Origin of the sequence: Cryobacterium sp. MDB1-18-1, from assembly GCF_004402735.1 — a bacterium.
GTDB classification, from domain to species: Bacteria; Actinomycetota; Actinomycetes; order Actinomycetales; family Microbacteriaceae; genus Cryobacterium; species Cryobacterium glucosi.
This window is the reverse complement of sequence record NZ_SOFR01000044.1, coordinates 1-16,147: the sequence shown is the minus strand read 5'-3', so window position 1 is coordinate 16,147 and position 16,147 is coordinate 1. Positions and strand designations below refer to the sequence as shown.

General features: G+C 66.8%; 17 protein-coding genes and 1 tRNA gene. 12 read left to right on the top strand and 6 right to left on the bottom strand.

Annotated features, from left to right (window positions below; all coding sequences use genetic code 11):
• Positions 1 to 5: 5 nt before the first annotated feature.
• A complete protein-coding gene (locus tag E3O50_RS09520) occupies positions 6 to 698 on the bottom strand; it encodes a response regulator transcription factor (protein WP_134450053.1) in 693 nt (230 codons plus the stop codon).
• A gap of 141 nt (positions 699 to 839) precedes the next feature.
• On the opposite strand from E3O50_RS09520, the gene E3O50_RS09515 reads away from it, so the two are divergent.
• The 3 genes from E3O50_RS09515 to E3O50_RS09505 are packed head-to-tail and all read left to right on the top strand — an operon-like array spanning position 840 to position 3,793.
• A complete protein-coding gene (locus E3O50_RS09515) occupies positions 840 to 2,177 on the top strand; it encodes an FAD-dependent oxidoreductase (RefSeq protein WP_134450054.1) in 1,338 nt (445 codons plus the stop codon).
• Positions 2,177 to 3,073 carry a dihydropteroate synthase gene (gene folP / locus E3O50_RS09510; RefSeq protein ID WP_198413392.1) on the top strand — a complete coding sequence of 299 codons (897 nt, stop codon included), beginning with the start codon at positions 2,177 to 2,179 and terminating at the stop codon, positions 3,071 to 3,073. The genes E3O50_RS09515 and folP overlap by 1 nt, the downstream gene beginning before the upstream one ends.
• A 3-nt stretch (positions 3,074 to 3,076) precedes the next feature.
• Positions 3,077 to 3,793 (top strand): pyrimidine reductase family protein, encoded by a 717-nt coding sequence (locus E3O50_RS09505; protein ID WP_134558850.1) that lies wholly within the window; start codon positions 3,077 to 3,079, stop codon positions 3,791 to 3,793.
• 28 nt (positions 3,794 to 3,821) lie between these two features.
• On the opposite strand, the gene E3O50_RS09500 is transcribed toward E3O50_RS09505, so the two are convergent.
• Genes E3O50_RS09500 through E3O50_RS09490 form a run of 3 tightly spaced genes read right to left on the bottom strand, consistent with a single transcriptional unit; the run spans position 3,822 to position 7,719 of the window.
• Positions 3,822 to 5,498: a DNA repair helicase XPB gene (locus tag E3O50_RS09500; protein ID WP_134450056.1), complete on the bottom strand. Its 1,677-nt coding sequence runs from the start codon at positions 5,496 to 5,498 to the stop codon at positions 3,822 to 3,824.
• A 54-nt stretch (positions 5,499 to 5,552) separates the two neighbouring features.
• The gene (locus tag E3O50_RS09495) at positions 5,553 to 7,439 is read right to left on the bottom strand and encodes a helicase-associated domain-containing protein (RefSeq protein ID WP_134558849.1); all 1,887 of its coding nucleotides are present in this window, start codon (positions 7,437 to 7,439) and stop codon (positions 5,553 to 5,555) included.
• Between the two features lie 4 nt (positions 7,440 to 7,443).
• Positions 7,444 to 7,719, bottom strand: a complete 276-nt coding sequence (locus E3O50_RS09490) for a hypothetical protein (protein ID WP_134450058.1) — start codon at positions 7,717 to 7,719, stop codon at positions 7,444 to 7,446.
• 93 nt (positions 7,720 to 7,812) lie between these two features.
• Between E3O50_RS09490 and E3O50_RS09485 the strand changes: the two genes are divergently transcribed.
• Both E3O50_RS09485 and E3O50_RS09480 read left to right on the top strand, forming a co-directional pair.
• On the top strand, positions 7,813 to 8,193 hold the full coding sequence (locus tag E3O50_RS09485) for a cold shock domain-containing protein (protein WP_134450059.1): 381 nt from the start codon (positions 7,813 to 7,815) through the stop codon (positions 8,191 to 8,193).
• A complete protein-coding gene (locus E3O50_RS09480) occupies positions 8,186 to 8,836 on the top strand; it encodes a DUF3027 domain-containing protein (RefSeq protein WP_134558848.1) in 651 nt (216 codons plus the stop codon). The genes E3O50_RS09485 and E3O50_RS09480 overlap by 8 nt, the downstream gene beginning before the upstream one ends.
• 11 nt (positions 8,837 to 8,847) lie before the next feature.
• Here the strand turns inward: E3O50_RS09480 and E3O50_RS09475 are convergent, their stop codons facing one another.
• On the bottom strand, positions 8,848 to 9,081 hold the full coding sequence (locus E3O50_RS09475; protein WP_134450061.1) for a DUF2530 domain-containing protein: 234 nt from the start codon (positions 9,079 to 9,081) through the stop codon (positions 8,848 to 8,850).
• An 8-nt stretch (positions 9,082 to 9,089) separates the two neighbouring features.
• Entirely contained in the window at positions 9,090 to 10,208 is a 1,119-nt protein-coding gene (gene serC / locus E3O50_RS09470; RefSeq protein ID WP_134558847.1) for a phosphoserine transaminase, read from the bottom strand.
• Between the two features lie 70 nt (positions 10,209 to 10,278).
• Here serC and E3O50_RS09465 point away from each other — a divergent pair, with 70 nt between their 5' ends.
• The 7 genes from E3O50_RS09465 to E3O50_RS09435 all read left to right on the top strand — a co-directional run bounded on the left by E3O50_RS09465 (position 10,279) and on the right by E3O50_RS09435 (position 15,963).
• Positions 10,279 to 10,986 (top strand): metal-dependent transcriptional regulator, encoded by a 708-nt coding sequence (locus tag E3O50_RS09465; protein WP_134450063.1) that lies wholly within the window; start codon positions 10,279 to 10,281, stop codon positions 10,984 to 10,986.
• Between the two features lie 272 nt (positions 10,987 to 11,258).
• Positions 11,259 to 12,110 (top strand): C40 family peptidase, encoded by an 852-nt coding sequence (locus tag E3O50_RS09460; RefSeq protein ID WP_198413393.1) that lies wholly within the window; start codon positions 11,259 to 11,261, stop codon positions 12,108 to 12,110.
• A 389-nt stretch (positions 12,111 to 12,499) separates the two neighbouring features.
• Complete coding sequence (locus tag E3O50_RS09455; RefSeq protein WP_134450064.1) at positions 12,500 to 12,997, top strand: HNH endonuclease; 498 nt, start codon at positions 12,500 to 12,502, stop codon at positions 12,995 to 12,997.
• A gap of 118 nt (positions 12,998 to 13,115) precedes the next feature.
• Positions 13,116 to 14,051: a CHAP domain-containing protein gene (locus E3O50_RS09450; RefSeq protein WP_134558846.1), complete on the top strand. Its 936-nt coding sequence runs from the start codon at positions 13,116 to 13,118 to the stop codon at positions 14,049 to 14,051.
• A gap of 38 nt (positions 14,052 to 14,089) precedes the next feature.
• Positions 14,090 to 14,161: transfer RNA gene (locus E3O50_RS09445), tRNA-Arg, on the top strand.
• Positions 14,162 to 14,695: 534 nt separating this feature from the next.
• Positions 14,696 to 14,992 carry a hypothetical protein gene (locus E3O50_RS09440; RefSeq protein ID WP_134558845.1) on the top strand — a complete coding sequence of 99 codons (297 nt, stop codon included), beginning with the start codon at positions 14,696 to 14,698 and terminating at the stop codon, positions 14,990 to 14,992.
• A 686-nt stretch (positions 14,993 to 15,678) separates the two neighbouring features.
• On the top strand, positions 15,679 to 15,963 hold the full coding sequence (locus E3O50_RS09435) for a hypothetical protein (protein ID WP_134558844.1): 285 nt from the start codon (positions 15,679 to 15,681) through the stop codon (positions 15,961 to 15,963).
• The last annotated feature ends 184 nt before the right edge of the window (positions 15,964 to 16,147 follow it).

The window sequence follows — 16,147 nt, the reverse complement described above, 5'->3', positions numbered from 1 at the left end:
TGGGACTATGCCTTGGCAGCCTTGAGCATGTAGCCGAAGCCGCGCTTGGTCTGGATCAGCGGCTCCGAGGAGTGCGCGTCGACCTTGCGGCGCAGGTAGGAGATGTAGGACTCGACAATGCCGGCGTCGCCGTTGAAGTCGTATTCCCAGACGTGGTCCAGGATCTGCGCCTTCGAGAGCACCCGGTTCGGGTTGAGCATCAGGTAACGGAGCAGCTTGAACTCGGTCGGGCTGAGCTCGATGGGTTCTTCGCCGACGAGGACTTCGTGGGTGTCCTGGTCCATGGTCAGTTCGCCCGCGCGGATGACGGCGTCTTCGTCGGCGTGCATCGTGCGGCGGAGGATGGCCTTGATCCTGGCCACGATCTCGTCGAGGCTGAACGGCTTGGTCACGTAGTCGTCGCCGCCGACCGTGAGGCCGGTGATCTTGTCTTCGGTGTCGTCCTTGGCGGTGAGGAACAGGATCGGCGCCGTGTAACCGGCGGAACGCAGGCGTTTGGTCACGCCGAAGCCGTTCATGTCGGGAAGCATGACGTCGAGGATGATCAGGTCGGGTTCCTCTTCGAGCACGGCGGAGATCGCCTGGGCGCCGTTGCCGACGGCCCGCACGGCGAAGCCGGCGAAGCGCAAGCTGGTGGTGAGGAGATCCCGGATGTTGGGCTCGTCGTCGACAATAAGAATGCGGGGGCCATCAGTCATTGGACCAGTATCTGCGCGTTAGCTGGACCTTTGCTGTGAGTGACCGGTGTGGTTCGGACGTGAGTAGATTGTGGGTGGGGAGCGGAGCCGCCGGGGCTGATCGGAGGTGGACGCCGCGACGGATTCGAACGGGAGAACGCCATGAAAATCGCAACATGTGTGATCGTCGGGGCCGGCCTCGCCGGGGCGCGCGCGGCAGAGGCGCTTCGCGTCGAAGGCTTCGACGGACGGGTCGTTCTGCTTGGCGAGGAGGCCGAGTACCCCTATATCCGGCCGCCGCTGTCCAAGGATTTCCTCGCCGGGACATCCGCCCGCGACTCGATCGACGTGCACCCGGCCGACTGGTATGCCGCACAGGACATCGAGGTCGTGCGGGGTCGCGCGGTGACGGCGCTCACCCTCGACGCGCGGCAGCTGAGCTACGCCGGCGGCGGGACGCTGCACTATGACCGGCTCCTTCTCGCGACCGGGGCGGCCGCCCGGCCGTTCCCCGGCCCCGGGGGAGACCTGGACGGCGTCCACCTCCTGCGCACCGTGGCCGACTCGACCCGGCTGAAGGCGGCGCTCGCGCCAGGGGGACGCCGGATCGTCGTGGTCGGAGCCGGCTGGATCGGACTCGAGGTTGCGGCGGCCGCCCGCAGCTACGGCAACGACGTGACGGTGCTCGGCCAGGGCGCCGTGCCGCTGCAGCGCGCGGTCGGCGCGGAGATCGGCGGAGTCTTCGCCGCGCTCCACCGGGCCAACGGGGTAGACCTGCGAATGGAGACCGGCGTGGCCGAGATCCTCGGCACGGACGGAAGGGTCACGGGCGTCCGGCTCCAGGCGGCCACGGACGGGACCCCCGGCCAGGACGGGTCGTCCGGAGAGGTCGTGCTCGCGGACGTCGTCGTGGTCGGGATCGGCGCGACACCCAATACGCGGCTCGCTCTCGACGCGGGGCTCGAGGTCGCAGACGGCATCGTCGTCGACGCGGCCTTCCGCACCAACGAGCCAGGGGTTTTCGCGGTCGGTGACGTCGCGAGCGTGTTCCATCCCGTTCTCGGGCACCACCTCCGGGTCGAACACTGGGCGAACGCCGAGAATGCCGGCCGGGCCGCCGCACTCTCCATGCTCGACCGTGCGGTGAGCTACGAGGAGATTCCCTACTTCTACACGGATCAATTCGACCTCGGAATGGAATACTCGGGATATGGCGATTTGGCGAGGGATGCGGAGCTGGTGTTCCGGGGAGACCGGACTGCCCGCGAGTTCGTCGCGTTCTGGGTCGTCGACGGCCGCGTGGTTGCGGGCATGAACGTCAATGTCTGGGATGTCAACGAATCCGTCCAGAACCTGATCAGGTCGCGCGTGCGCGTCGACGTGTCCGCGCTGCGGGACGAATCCCGCAGCCTCGACAGCCTCCTCGGCCCCGCGGCCGCCCGGAGCCACGGCGCCGACGCCGGTCGAGCGGTCGCCGACACGCCAGGGGTGGGTTCCTGATGGCGGGCGGCACCGCCGCGTTTCCCGTCCTGATCCATCCCCGGCGCATGATCGGCGGCCGCGAATTCGATTTCGACCGCGAGATCGCGGTGATGGCGATCATCAATCGCACTCCAGACTCGTTCTTCGACCAGGGCGCCACCTTCGCCCTGGACAAGGCCGTCGCTGCCGCGCACCAGGCGATATCCGATGGCGCGGACTGGGTCGACATCGGCGGGGTCAAGTTCGCGCCCGGCCCGCCCGTCCCCGTCGAACAGGAGATCGACCGTGTCGTCCCGGTCGTCCTCGCCTTGCGCGGCGCCGGCGCGGTCATCTCCGTCGACACGTTCCAGCCGGCCGTCGCACGGGCGGCGCTCGCGGCAGGCGCCGACGTCATCAACGACACCACCGGCATCCACGACCCGCTGATGGCGGACATCGTCGCGGACAGCGACGCGACCCTCGTCGTGACGCACAGCCTCGCTCGCCCGCGGATGCCGCACCCGGCCCCGCGCTACGGCGACGTCGTGGGCGAGGTCGCCGCGTTCCTGCGTGAGCGCACCGAGCTGGCCCTGTCCCGGGGGATCCCCGCAGAGCGGATCATCATCGATCCCGGCCATGACCTCAACAAGAACACCCGGCATTCGCTCGAGCTCACCCGGCGCCTCCCCGAGATCGCCGCGCTCGGCTACCCGACCCTCGTCGCGGTCTCCAACAAGGACTTCATCGGCGAGACCCTCGGCCGCGCCCGTGACGAACGTGTCGAGGGCTCCCTCGCCGCCGCCGTGTTCAGCATCATGCAGGGCGCCCGGATCGTGCGGATGCACAACGTGCGCGCCGCCGTGGACGCCGTTCGGATGACCGAGGCGATCCTGGGCTTCCGCGAACCGGCGTACGAGCGCCACAACCTGGCCTGAACGATGACCGACTTCAGCCAGGCGAGTCTCCTCGACGCCTACCGCATCGAGGACAGGACCGCCGCGCGGCTGCGGGTGAACTTCATCGCGAGCCTCGACGGCGCCGCGACCCACGACGGCCTGAGCGGTGGCCTGAACAATGCCGACGACAAGCTCGTCTTCGACACGCTCCGGACCCTCACCGACGTGATCCTGGTCGGCGCCGGAACGGTCCGCGCCGAGGGCTACGGTGGCATCCGCCTGGATGCCGCAGTCGAGGCCTGGCGCGTCGCGCACGGGCTCCCGCCGCAGCCGCGGATCGCGGTCGTGAGCGGGCGCCTGGATCTCGAGGCCGGGCATCCGCTGTTCACGGACGCCGCGACGCGCCCGATCGTCATCACGCACGCGGGGTCACCGGCCGACAAGCGCGCCGACCTCGAGGCTGTGGCCGACGTGCTCGTTTGCGGGGCGGCGACGATCGATCTCCCGCTCGCGCTCCGCGAGCTTGCCGCGCGGGGCCTGCGCCAGGTGCTCTGTGAGGGCGGCCCGAGCCTGTTCGGGGCGTTGCTCACGGCCGATGCCGTTGACGAACTCTGCCTGAGCCTGAGCCCGGTTCTCGAGGCAGGCACCTCTGGCCGTATCGCGCACAGTGCCGCGGCCGCGTCACGCCCGATGCGTCTCGGCCACGTGCTCACTGCCGGAGACATGCTCTTCCTGCGCTACACGCGCCCGTCGCCCTGACCGATTCCGTCGGATCGGTCAGGGCAGGTCAGCGGATGCCTGCTGCGGCCTCGTCGACCAGGGCGTCGGTGTCGAGGTTGTTCGCGTCGAGAATGGTGTAGCTGTACCCCTGCTCCGCGAGGAAGCGCTGGCGGTTCTGTGCGAAGTCCTGGTCGACGGTGTCGCGGGCGACGAGCGTGTAGAAGTTGGCGGCGAGGCCGGACTCCTTGGGACGGAGCAGCCGGCCGAGCCGCTGCGCCTCCTCCTGGCGCGAGCCGAACGACCCGGAGACCTGGATGGCCACGGTCGCCTCGGGCAGGTCGACGGAGAAGTTCGCGACCTTGGAGACGACGAGCAGGTTCTCCTCGCCGACCCGGAAAGCCTGGTAGAGCCGTTCGCGTTCGTCGACGGGGGTCGCCCCGGTGAGTTTCGGCGCGTTGAGGGCGTCGGCGAGTTCGTCGATCTGGTCGAGGTACTGGCCGATCACGAGGATGCGTTCGCCGGGGTGCTTGGCGACGAGACGCTTGACCACGTCGAGCTTGGCCGGGGCGGTCGCGGCGAGGCGGTATCGCTCGTCGTCCGCAGCGGCGGCATAGGTGAGCCGCTCGGACTGCGGCAGGTCGATCCGTACCTCGTAGCAGGAGGCGGGGGAGATGAAGCCCTGGGCCTCGATCTCCTTCCATGGTGCGTCGAAACGCTTGGGGCCGATCAGGCTGAACACGTCGCCCTCGCGGCCGTCCTCGCGGACGAGCGTCGCGGTGAGGCCGAGGCGGCGGCGGGCCTGCAGTTCGGCCGTGAGTTTGAACACCGGCGCGGGAAGGAGGTGCACCTCGTCGTAGATGACGAGGCCCCAGTCCATCGCGTCGAGGAGTTCGAGGTGGGCGTACTCGCCCTTCCGCTTCGCGGTGAGGATCTGGTACGTCGCGATCGTGACGGGCTTGACTTCTTTGACCTGCCCCGAGTACTCGCCGATCTCGTCCTGGGTGAGGGTCGTGCGTTTGAGGAGCTCGTCGCGCCACTGCCTGGCCGAGACGGTGTTGGTCACGAGGATGAGCGTGTTGGTCTTCGCCGTGGCCATTGCGCCGGCGCCGACGAGGGTCTTGCCCGCTCCGCAGGGCAGGACGACGACGCCGGAACCGCCGTCGAAGAAGCTCGCGACGGCCTTGTTCTGGTAGTCGCGCAGCGCCCAGCCGTTCTCGAGCAGCGCGATGTCGTGCGGGGTCCCCGGCGTGTAGCCGGCGAGGTCCTCGGCCGGCCAGCCGAGCTTGACGAGCTCCTGCTTGAGCTGGCCGCGGGCCCAGGGTTCGACGAGGAAGGAATCCGGGGTCGGGTGGCCGATCAGCAGGGGGGCGATCCGCTTGGCGCCGGAGATCTCCATCAGCACAGCCCGGTCGTTGCTCTGCAGCACGAGCTGGCCCTCGTCGTCGCGCTCGATGATCAGGCGGCCGTAGCGCCCGACGGTCTCCTCGATGTCGATCCGCACGGTCTGCGGGATCGCGAACTTGGAATACTTCTCGAGGGTCCCGAGCATGTCCGAGGCGGCATGTCCCGCCGCGCGGGCGTTCCAGAGGCCGAGCCGGGTGATCCGGTAGGTGTGGATGTGCTCAGGGGCCCGTTCCAGCTCGGCGAACACGGCGAGGTCGTGGCGCGCATCTTCGGCGAGGGGGTGGGCGACTTCGAGCAGAACCGTGCGGTCGCTCTGGACAATCAGTGGGCCATCAGACATAGCCGTTAATCCTACGCCCGCATGGCTGGGAGCCTCCCATCGGCCCACCCCCGCTTATGGGGCAGGTGTGATGCTGATGATGCTCGAGAGCGGCAGAGTGCGTTCGATGTCGGCACGGCGGTCCCTGGCGCGGAATCGGCCTCCGCCGACACTGGCCGGTTCGAGCAGGTAGTCGACGACGACCCCGCCCGGCATCGCAATGCTGACGATGACGGTCTGCTTGGACTTGATCGCCGAATCGAGTTGGCGGGCGAGCCAGGCGTCGGCGGCGACGTCTTCGCCGCCATCCGTGGCACGGAGTTTTTCGACCAGGATGAGTGCGAGGTCAGGGGCCTCAGGGGGGAGGACCCTGGCGAGCTGGTGCCTGCGGAGGTGCAGGACCTCTCCGTCGGAGCTCTCCGCTGCGACCGGGTACTTGGCGTCGTTGAGCGCCCAGAACACGACGTCCGAGGTGAACCGGCTCGTGAGGCGGTGGGCGTCCGCGCGGACGAGTCCGAGCGGGCCGAGGGTCTGGTCGACGGCGAGGGTGCCGAGGAGTTCATCGTCGTCCGAGCGGACGTAGCTCCGGCTGAGCGCGGTCGGTGCGGCCACCTCGCCGACCCGGATCCGTCCATACCGGCCTGCGGACTCCCGGATCAGGTACTCGATGGGCTGGGGGATGCCGGTGAGCGAGATCGTGCGCAGGAAGTCGAGGAGTGACTCGGCGGTTTCACCCGCGGCGAGCGCCCGGTTGACCGAGGTCGCCGAGATTCGGTAGCTGAGGGCCAGTTCGCGGCTCTCGACGTCGGCGAGGCCGCGGAGCCGGGCGTCGATGGAGGGAGCCAGGGGGCCTGGGGAGACGATCGAGAGGTCGTTCTGCAGGTAGACGGCGCCGACTTCTGCAGGCAGGGACGCCCCGATCGTGGCGATGGCGCCGTCGAGGTCTTCGGCGAGGACAGCGGCACCGGCCGGGCTCGTGGTCTGGTGAGCGGTGATGCCGATCAGCTCGGCGTCGCGGGCGAACTCGGTGACGCGGGTGTCCATCCACTCGCCGCCTGCTGGGTAGAGCCAGGTCACGAAGCTGCGCAGTCCCTCGCCCCAGGAGACGCCGGGGCGGTGCGCGAGGATGCTGCGCACGTCGGCGGGCAGTGCCGCCTGCCAGGAGCCGGCCAGGGCCGCCCAGCGGTGCGCAGTGCCCTCGAGGAGCCAGGCCTCGCCGGCCTCCGTCTCGTTCCAGTACCCGGTCGAGTGCGCGATGAGCTGCGCCCTGGCTGCTGTCGCGACGTAGGTGGCGACGGCGTCGATATCGATGCCCATGACGGACGAGAGGCGCTTGGTGTCCGGCAGGCCGAGTCCGCCCCGGCTGAGCTCGCGCACGGGCTCCCGGGAGAGTTCGGTGACGAGCTCGGCGATTGAGGAGACCGCCGCGAAGGCACGTTCGGCGGCGAGGCGGTCGGTGAAGCGGCTGTCGGTCGTGATCACGGTCGCGAGCGCGGAGGGCGCGGGTGTCGATGCGAGCTCGAGGGCGGACGGCAGGCCGAGGTCGGGCCAGGTGGCCAGGTGCTCGGCGACCGCCGGATACACCCTGAGGCCGTCGTCGGACAGGAGTGCGAGCATCAGTTCGTCGAGCACGGCTGCGCGCGCGGCGACATCCGCTCGGGTGACGGGCAGGCCGCCGAGCTCGGTGAGGCGGGAGGTGAGCGCATCGAGGCCGAGGGACGCGCCGGGTACACCCGTCTGCTCGGTCGGTTCGGCGGGCGCCTCGGTGGCGGTGATCGCAAGCACGGCCAGAGTCGACCGGTCGAGCCGGGAGAGGGCTGCCTGGACCGCGGCCGGGTTCAGCAGGGCTTCGGCGAGGTCGAAGAAATCACGGATGCCGTGGGCTGAGATCGCGCGGATCTCGATCGTGCGGCGCAACGCCGCGTCGTCGAGGGCACGAAGGCGTGAAGCGAGCGTCAGCACGGCGTTACTCCCCGTTCTGTCGTGCCTCGCGAGCGCGGCGGACGGTGGTCGTCACCAGGAGAACGATGATCAGGATGAATCCAATCGGCAGTCCGACAAGCGGGAGCGCGAGGATCGCGGGCCAGACACCCTCGCCGAAGCCGTTGTTGGCGCCGGCGCCGAGCCAGGTGCCGATGATGACGGCGAAGAACGCGAGGATCGACAGGCCGACGGTGGCGGCGACCATATAGGCGAGGATGCGTTCCGGCCGGCCGGCGGCGTGTGGAGTTTGATTGGTCACAGTGTCAAGGATACGGGGCGGGGACGAGTGCAACCGAATAAGCTGGGTGCGGTTGGCGCGCATGTCGCGCGCCCGGAATTCAGCGAGGTCCAGATGCCCACCGGCAAGGTCAAGTTCTACGACGAGGAGAAGGGTTTTGGCTTCATCAGTTCCGATGACGGCCAGGAGGTCTTTCTCCACGCTTCTGCGCTGCCCACCGGAGTGACGGTCAAGCCAGGAACGAAGCTCGAATTCGGCATCGCCGATGGCAAGCGCGGCGCCCAGGCGCTGTCCGTGCGCATCATCGAAGCGCCGCCGAGCCTCGTCAAGCTCAGCCGCAAGCCCGCTGACGACATGGCCATCATCATCGAGGACCTCGTCAAGGTGCTCGACGGCATCGGTGCGAGCCTGCGTCGCGGCCGTTACCCCGATAGCGCCCACAGCCACAAGATCGCCGCCATGCTTCGCAAGGTCGCAGAGGAACTCGATGCCTGAGCAGATCCAAGACACCACACTCGACGTACCGGCTGTCGACGCCGTCGCCGATGACGCCGCGGCCGACGACGCCGAGTCGCCGGCAGCGGATGCCGTTCCCACCGACGAGACACTCGTCGCGGCTGTCGAGGTGGCCAGGGCCGCCCTCCTTACCTTCACGCCGGAAGACACCATCGGCGACCCCCTCGGACACGTCGTCGAGGGTGACCGGGTCGTGTCGCTGCTCTTCGACTGCACCATGACCGGGTATCCGGGCTGGCGCTGGACCGTCACGCTCTCGCGCATCGACGGGGAATCCCTGCCGCAGGTGCTCGAGACCGAGCTCACGCCGGGGGACGAGGCCCTCGTCGCACCCGAGTGGATCCCGTGGTCCGATCGCCTCGCCGACTACCGCACGGCCCAGGACCTGGTCGCTGCGACCGCGGCCGCCGACGCTCTCGACGACGACACCGACGACGATGACGACGACACCGATGACGATGACGACGACACCGATGACGACGACGCAGACGACGACGACGCAGACGACGACGACGCAGACGACGACGACGCAGACGACGACGACGACGACGCAGACGACGACGATGATGAAGAAGAAGAAGACGATGACATCGACCCGGACGACATCGACGAAGACGAATAGCGTCTGACGAACTACCGGCGCCTCACGCGCAGCCAGGCCAGCCCGGCGACGCCGAGGCCGACCCCGGCCACCGCGCACCACAGCCACCAGCCGAGCCCGCGGGCCGCGAGCTCACCCTGGAAAACCAGGGCGAGACCCGCGGCCACGAGCCAGGCGAGTGCTCCGATCAGGATCGGCGTGCGCGCATCCGCTTTCGCCGGCTCAGGATCGGGCCGGCGCTCGCTGTCTCTCAGCCAGAGGCGCACGAGGACCGCTATTTGCCCAGGTTGGCGACGACGAATTCGATGGACTTGACGAGCTGGCGTACGTCGTTCGGCTCGATCGCCGTGAACGTCGCGACGCGCAGCTGGTTGCGGCCGAGCTTGCGGTAGGGCTCGGTGTCGGAGATGCCGTTCGCGCGCAGCGCCTTGGCTACGGCGGAGGCATCGATCGCGTCGTCGAAGTCGATCGTCGCGACAACCTGCGAACGGTGGTCGGGGTTGACGACGTACGGCGTCGCGTAGTCAACGGTCGCTGCCCAGTCGTAGAGCACCGAGGAGGACTCGCGGGTGCGTGCGGAGGCCCAGGCGAGGCCGCCATTGCCGTTGATCCAGTCGAGCTGGTTCTCGATCAGGAGCAGGGTGGCCACGGCCGGGGTGTTCAGGGTCTGGTTGAGGCGCGAGTTGTCGATCGCGTTCTTCAGGCTGAGGAACTCCGGGATATACCGGCCGCTCGCGGCGATCTGCTCGACGCGCTCGATGGCCGCGGGGGAGAAGAGCGCCATCCAGAGGCCGCCGTCGGAGGCGAGGTTCTTCTGCGGGGCGAAGTAATACGCATCCGCCTGATCGGCGGCGTAGTCGATGCCGGCGGCGGCGCTCGTGGCGTCGATGACGGTCAGTGCTCCGGCGTCGCCGTGCACGCGGGTGACGGACGCCATCACACCGGTCGAGGTCTCGTTCTGCGGCCAGGCGTACACGTCGACGCCCTCGGTCGGAACGGCCTCGCTGCGCGAGCCCGCCGGGGCCTTGATCACGTCGGGTGCTTCGAGGAACGGTGCGCTCGCCGCGGCAGCGAACTTGCCGCCGAACTCGCCGAAGACGAGGTTCTGGGCCTTCTTGGAAATAAGGGAGAACGCGGCTGCATCCCAGAAGGCGGTGGACCCGCCGTTGCCGAGGACGACTTCGTAGCCTTCCGGAGCGCGGAGCAGCTCCGCCAGGCCGGTTCGGACCCGGCCGACCAGGTTCTTCACCGGTGCCTGACGATGGGAGGTACCGATAATGGACGTGCCAGATTTAAGGAGGTACTCAAGCTGTTCCTGACGGACTTTGGACGGGCCGCAGCCAAATCGTCCGTCAACGGGCAAGAGTTCGGAGGGAATTATCAGATTCGACATGAGGCGATTCTAACGACCCCTAACACGGCGATAAGGTTGTGACGCACACGGAGGCACTGGGAGGCCGGCGATGACTGATCTGATCGACACGACCGAAATGTATCTCCGCACCATCCTCGATCTGGAGGAGGAGGGCATCGTCCCCCTCCGGGCCCGGATCTCCGAACGACTGGGCCATTCCGGCCCGACCGTCTCGCAGACCGTCGCGCGCATGGAGAGGGATGGGCTCGTCGTCGTGTCCGGCGACCGCCACCTCGAACTCACGATCAACGGGCGCCGTAAGGCCGTGCATGTCATGCGCAAGCACCGCCTCGCCGAGCGCCTGCTGAGCGACGTGATCGGCCTCGAATGGGAGTTCGTCCACGACGAAGCCTGCCGCTGGGAACACGTCATGAGCGAACAGGTCGAGCGCAAGATCCTGGAGATGCTCGGGCATCCCACCGAGTCACCGTATGGCAACCCGATCCCTGGGCTCGACGAACTGGGCGACTCGCCCGCCGTCGCATTCATGGCGGGAGTCACGAACCTCGTCGAGGTCGTCGCGGGGTCGACGACCCCGGTGACCGCCGTCATCCGCCGCCTCGGCGAACCGGTGCAGTTCGACCCGGAACTCCTCGCCCAGCTCAAGAACGCCGGCGTGATGCCGGGCAATTCGGCGGTTTTCTCGGCACTCGGCTCCTACGTTCTCGTCGAGGTCGCGGGGTTCGCTGAGGGTCTCGAACTGCCCAATGAAGTCGCGAGCCACATCTTCGTGGCTACCCCGGTCGCCGCTCTCTAACCGCCCGTTTCGCGGGGCAAAACCCGAACGGATGCCGGGTTTTCGGCGGTCGAAAGATGACCCTTTCGTTACGCGTTCGTTATTAAATCGTCACCAAGGGGTGACAAACGGAGAAACCTCACGTACTGTCGGACGAGTCCCACAGGCCAGAACCGGCCGCCGGGCTCGAAGCAGGACGTCTCTCTTCCCGTCTCCTGGTTCGGTAACACATGCGACCAACGCATTGGACGGGGCAACTACCTAGTGTTGTCGAGGCGCCGGAGGTACACACTTTGGCCGAAGAATTAGGTAGAAGACTGTCCCGTCGAGGTTCTGCCCCGACACCCGCACGGCCGGCCCCGACGCCGGCGCAGCGTGAAGAGGCCCCCGCGCGCGGGATCTTCACCCGCCCGTCACGCCGGCGCGGCGCCATCGCCAACATCGTGATGATGACCCTGGCCGGCGGACTCGTCGCCACCATGGCGATCCCCGCATACGCGTTCGCGCCGAGTTCTCCCGGCACGGATATCGCGCACGGCACGACGGCATCCACGGCCCTCACCCGGTCCGGCGCCCAGTCGCTCACCGTCGCCGACCAGGCCTCGACCGTCAGCGTCGCCCGCGACAGCTTCAGCGCCACGACGCCGGAAGAGATCGCCGCGGCAAAGGCGGCAGCAGCATCTGCGGCTGCCGCAGCAGCAGCCGAAGCGCGCCGCGTCGCCGCGGCCGCCTCCATGACGACGTATGCGGCCGCGTATTCGGGGCCGTCGGTCTCCGACTTCCTGGCGAACCCGTCCTACCCGACGTTCAGCCTCGCATCCGTCTATAACGTCGGCCTGCAGTACCAGGGTGTTCCCTATGTCTACGGTGGGTCGACCCCGGCCGGTTTCGACTGCTCGGGCTTCGTCATGTACGTCTACGCCCAGTTCGGGATCAGCCTGCCGCACTCGGCAGCAGGACAGGGCGCCGCGGGCACCCGCATCTCCCTCGCCGATGCGCAGCCGGGTGACCTTGTCATCATGGACGGTCACGACGGCATCTACGCCGGCAATGGCAACATTCTGCACGCGCCCTATGAGGGGGCTTCCGTGAGGGTGCAGCCCATCTGGACGAGCTCGTACTACATCGTCCGCCTCGGGATCTGAGTCGCTCGGACGGGGCTTGGCGAGGCCGCGACGTGGCCTCGCCGGGCGGCAACGATGTGAACAATGCGTAACAGCTTGCCCACGAAGTGTTGTGGGGTGCTGCGCGGCGTGTCGCTTGTGCGTTAACCTGATGCTCTGTAGTACTGCGAGTCTTTTGGGAGAGCCAATGCGCGAGCGATGCACGATCCACACCATGGATGTGCGCTGCCGCTTTGCGTTGCGGCACGGCAGTCAAAATTGTCTGAGTTGCGCGTGTTCTCGCGTTTCAGACCGTAGGGCGTTGTCATTGTGACAGCGCCCTTTTTGTTTGCCCGTTTGCCCCTGACTCTCGGTGCGAGGGAGTAGATCGAATGGCTGGAAGCCGTCCAGCCCTTTTCGAAAGGGAACGAATGCGCACACTTGTTCTGAACGCGGGCTACGAGCCCCTCGCCGTGGTCTCGTTCAAACGGGCCATCGTGCTGGTCATGAATCAGAAGGCCACCATTGTGGCCGCCGACCAGGCCCACCCGGTCTGGGCGACGACCGGCTCGTGGGATCGACCGAGCGTGATCATCCTCACGCGGTACGTGCATCTCCCGCGCTCCCGTTCGCTGCCGGTGAGCCGGCGCGGCGTACTCCGCAGGGATGACCATCGCTGCGCGTACTGCGGCCGGACTGCGAATACGATCGACCACGTGCAGCCCCGTTCCCGCGGTGGCCGGGACAGCTGGGACAACCTCGTGGCCTGCTGCCTGCGCTGCAACAACATCAAGAGCGATCGCACTCCCGCCGAGATGGGCTGGGATCTGCTCTTCCACCCGAAGATCCCGATCGGGTCCAGCTGGGTCGTGCGCGGAGTCGAGCGACCATTGCCGCAATGGGACGAGTATCTTGCGCCTGCCGCCTGATCAGGCAATGTAACGGATGTGTAACGCCGGGGGTGACTTCTTCGACGGTTTCCCCTAGGGTGGGATGAACCCGATTGATACGCCACGATCCAGAGGAATCCTGTTGCCCGAGTCTGGCGTGTCCGATTCCGAAGCGAGCCCCGAGGTCTTTCTCACTCGTCGCGAACTCCGGGCCCAGCGCGAGGCGCTCCCGGCTTTGAGCCCGGCCACGGAGCAATTCCTGGCACCGAAGCCCGAATCCGTCGTCGTTCCCGCAGTGAGGCCGCGTAGCCGTTTTTCGGCCTCGCCCGCGAAGCCGGTCGGTCGTTTCCCACGCAAGCGGCGGCATCCGGTCAAGATCGCGATCGCCGTGTTCGCCATCCCGGCCATTTTCCTCACCGCGGCATTGCCCGCGTACGCCTTCACTCCGCGCGCAGCCGGTGACATGACGAGCGCAACGCACTCGTCGGGGAACAAGACCGTGCAGGGCCTCACCGTCGCAGCAGCGGCGACCGCGGTCACTGTTTCGCGTGACGGCTTCGCTGCCACCACGAAAGAGCAGCTCGCGGCGCAGGCGCTCGCGGCCAAGAAGGCCCTCGCTGCCCAGCAGGTGGCGACCGCCCGTGCCGCTGCGGCGGCCTTCGCCGTCTACGGCGTGCGTGCGGAGGGTGATGACTACCCCTGGTACAACATGCCCACCGAGTCGCAGGGTGGCGGCCTATCCCCGCTCAGTTACTACTACCGCGAGTGTGTCGACTTCGTGGCCTGGCGCCTGAACCGAGACGCCGGTTCGACCGGCTCTTCCTGGCGCTGGACCTGGAACAGCCTGACCCCCGGCGGCGGCAACGCGAGCGCCTGGGCGAGTGCGTGGTCCAACCACGGCTGGACCACGAGCAAGACCCCCGTCGTCGGCGCGGTCGCCTGGTTCAACTACAACCACGTCGCTTATGTGCAGTCGATCGGCGGTGACGGATCCGTCGTGCTCGAGGAGTACAACTGGATGGGCAGCCACGCGTATCACAAGCGCACGGTCTCGCCGACCGACGTCGCGCTGTTCCTATACCCGCCCGCGTAATCCTGATCGGGCTCGCACCAGCTAAACTTTGACAGCCAGCCTCTGTAGCTCAACGGAAGAGCAGTTCCGTCCTAAGGAAACGGTTGGGGGTTCGAATCCCTCCAGGGGCACACTTTTTCACGCCGAACCGGGCCTTATCGGCGTTTCCGGTGACTTGGACCGTTGGTATCCGCCGTTTCTGTCCAGGTCTATGCGTGTACCTACGTGTGTACCCAAAAGGAAATGGTTTGGGCCGGGTCGACAGCCTTGCACCGCAGTGAGTCTGCGCACTTCTGGGCAATGCCCGCGGGGGCTGCAATGATCAAACCCATGGGGAAGATGAAGAGCGCGATGCAACGATCCCTCTCTAACTCGGCCGTACTGAATTCTGGGCGTGTTGCGTGGCCGCGTGTCGAGATGAGTTCGAATAACAAAGTCAACGAGTTGGCAGCCGGCACGACGCTTGACCACGGAATCGACGACGCCCGGTCAGTCCGCGAAATCTAATGCCGATATCGTCCAGTAGGGATCGCGGTCACCCCCAGCGTTTACTCCTGTGCTTCGTTGTAACGTTCGCAGGATTGGTGCTTTCCGGGTGCACCGTATTCGATGAGCCCACGATGTCCTTGCCCCCTGACGGATCCGCAAGAGAGCTTCGTCAGCAGGTGATCGCGGCCATTGACGCCGGGGACCAGCAGGCGCTCCAGGATCTCTTCACGTCCGCAGCGTCGGCATACACTGCCGAGAGTGCGGGTGTCGTCTTCGAACAGTGTTCCAAGATCTCTCCGGTTGGACGGGAAATGAGCAGTGCCTCCGATATCTCCCCGAAGCTGATGACGGTTGATTTGGTGGGCAAGGCGAAGCAGGGCTCGACGCTGGGGCAGTCGTGCGCATTCGTATTGATCTGGTCGGGTGCGGGCCCGTGGGAGCTCGGAATTGGCAGCCCTCCTTCAAACGCGTGACGTAGGCCGCTCTAGATGCCGGGCAGTCGGCGTCACGCATGAGTGTCATGCTTGCATGGAATGGGAGTTCGCGTGCTAGCGTCTGGCCTGTGCTGCCGCCCGAGGAACACCGACCAAGGTCCCGTTGGCCGTTGTGGACGACCGTCCTCGGGCTTGTAGTTCTTTTCGCAGCCGGAATCGTCATCGCCCTTGATGGTGTAGTCCGTCTGCCCGGCCCGATTGTCGAGGTCGCGCTGCTCGTCGCATTGGTTGCCGCAGTGATGGTGGCCGGCGCCACTTGGGCAGAATCGAGACGTCGCGGTATCGGGTGGGTGCGCAGTCTTGGCCGATCTCTGCGGGCGCTTGGCCGCTTCGTTTTCGACTTCTTCTAGAAGCCGTTCGCATCTGCCGCAGCAGGACCGTGGCTACGCAGATTCTCTACGCCGATTGACCCCTGGCACGGTGACGTCGCGAATCCACCGGGGCAGGTATCCGCATTGACCTCGACACGGGCGCGATCGTGATCCACCCTGAGAAAGAAGACGTCTACGTTGAGATCGCCGAGCTCAGGGGATTCCACGACGAAGCGTGGATGGTCTGGCGCCCCGGCGAGGACAGCTTCAAGGACTTGGCCTGACCGCAACAGCTCCGGGAAGGGGCCCCAAGAGACTCGCCACCTCGGAATGTAATCAAACTAGATTTGAAGGGTGAACTGGATAATCGTTGCAGGTGTCATCACCGTGATCACTGTTGTAGCCATTGTCGGGCAGCGCAAGGGGTGGGTCGACTTCTCCTGGAATCAGAGGCGTCGAGGCGGATCGATGACAATCGCCGATGAGGCATTCAATCCGACACGTTACGAAGCGCAGGTAGAGATGGACCGCCAGTCGATCTTGCCTGAATATTGGCTTCGATGGGCACCACCTCTGGTGCGAGTGAGCCCCACTGTTCAGATGCGTGATTCGTATCGTTCAGCCCCACCACCGGCGTAGTTGAGCCCCACCTGAAAAGCTCCTCCCACCATGTGACGGACACATGGTGGAAGGAGTACCGGTAATGGTACGGAAGATCAAAGCGAAGCAGATCCTGCAGCTGCGTAATCAAGGCTTGTCGCGACGGGCGATCGAGTCCGCCCAGGGCATGTCCCGGCACAGCATCCGAGCTGTGCTCGATGCG

Coding starts and splice junctions, on each gene's coding strand:
- E3O50_RS09455 (WP_134450064.1), top strand. CDS start 12,500: ATGCGCACACTTGTTCTGAACGCGGGCTACGAGCCCCTCGCCGTGGTC.
- serC (WP_134558847.1), bottom strand. CDS start 10,208: ATGTCGAATCTGATAATTCCCTCCGAACTCTTGCCCGTTGACGGACGA.
- E3O50_RS09480 (WP_134558848.1), top strand. CDS start 8,186: ATGCCTGAGCAGATCCAAGACACCACACTCGACGTACCGGCTGTCGAC.
- folP (WP_198413392.1), top strand. CDS start 2,177: ATGGCGGGCGGCACCGCCGCGTTTCCCGTCCTGATCCATCCCCGGCGC.
- E3O50_RS09505 (WP_134558850.1), top strand. CDS start 3,077: ATGACCGACTTCAGCCAGGCGAGTCTCCTCGACGCCTACCGCATCGAG.
- E3O50_RS09500 (WP_134450056.1), bottom strand. CDS start 5,498: ATGTCTGATGGCCCACTGATTGTCCAGAGCGACCGCACGGTTCTGCTC.
- E3O50_RS09520 (WP_134450053.1), bottom strand. CDS start 698: ATGACTGATGGCCCCCGCATTCTTATTGTCGACGACGAGCCCAACATC.
- E3O50_RS09515 (WP_134450054.1), top strand. CDS start 840: ATGAAAATCGCAACATGTGTGATCGTCGGGGCCGGCCTCGCCGGGGCG.
- E3O50_RS09465 (WP_134450063.1), top strand. CDS start 10,279: ATGACTGATCTGATCGACACGACCGAAATGTATCTCCGCACCATCCTC.
- E3O50_RS09485 (WP_134450059.1), top strand. CDS start 7,813: ATGCCCACCGGCAAGGTCAAGTTCTACGACGAGGAGAAGGGTTTTGGC.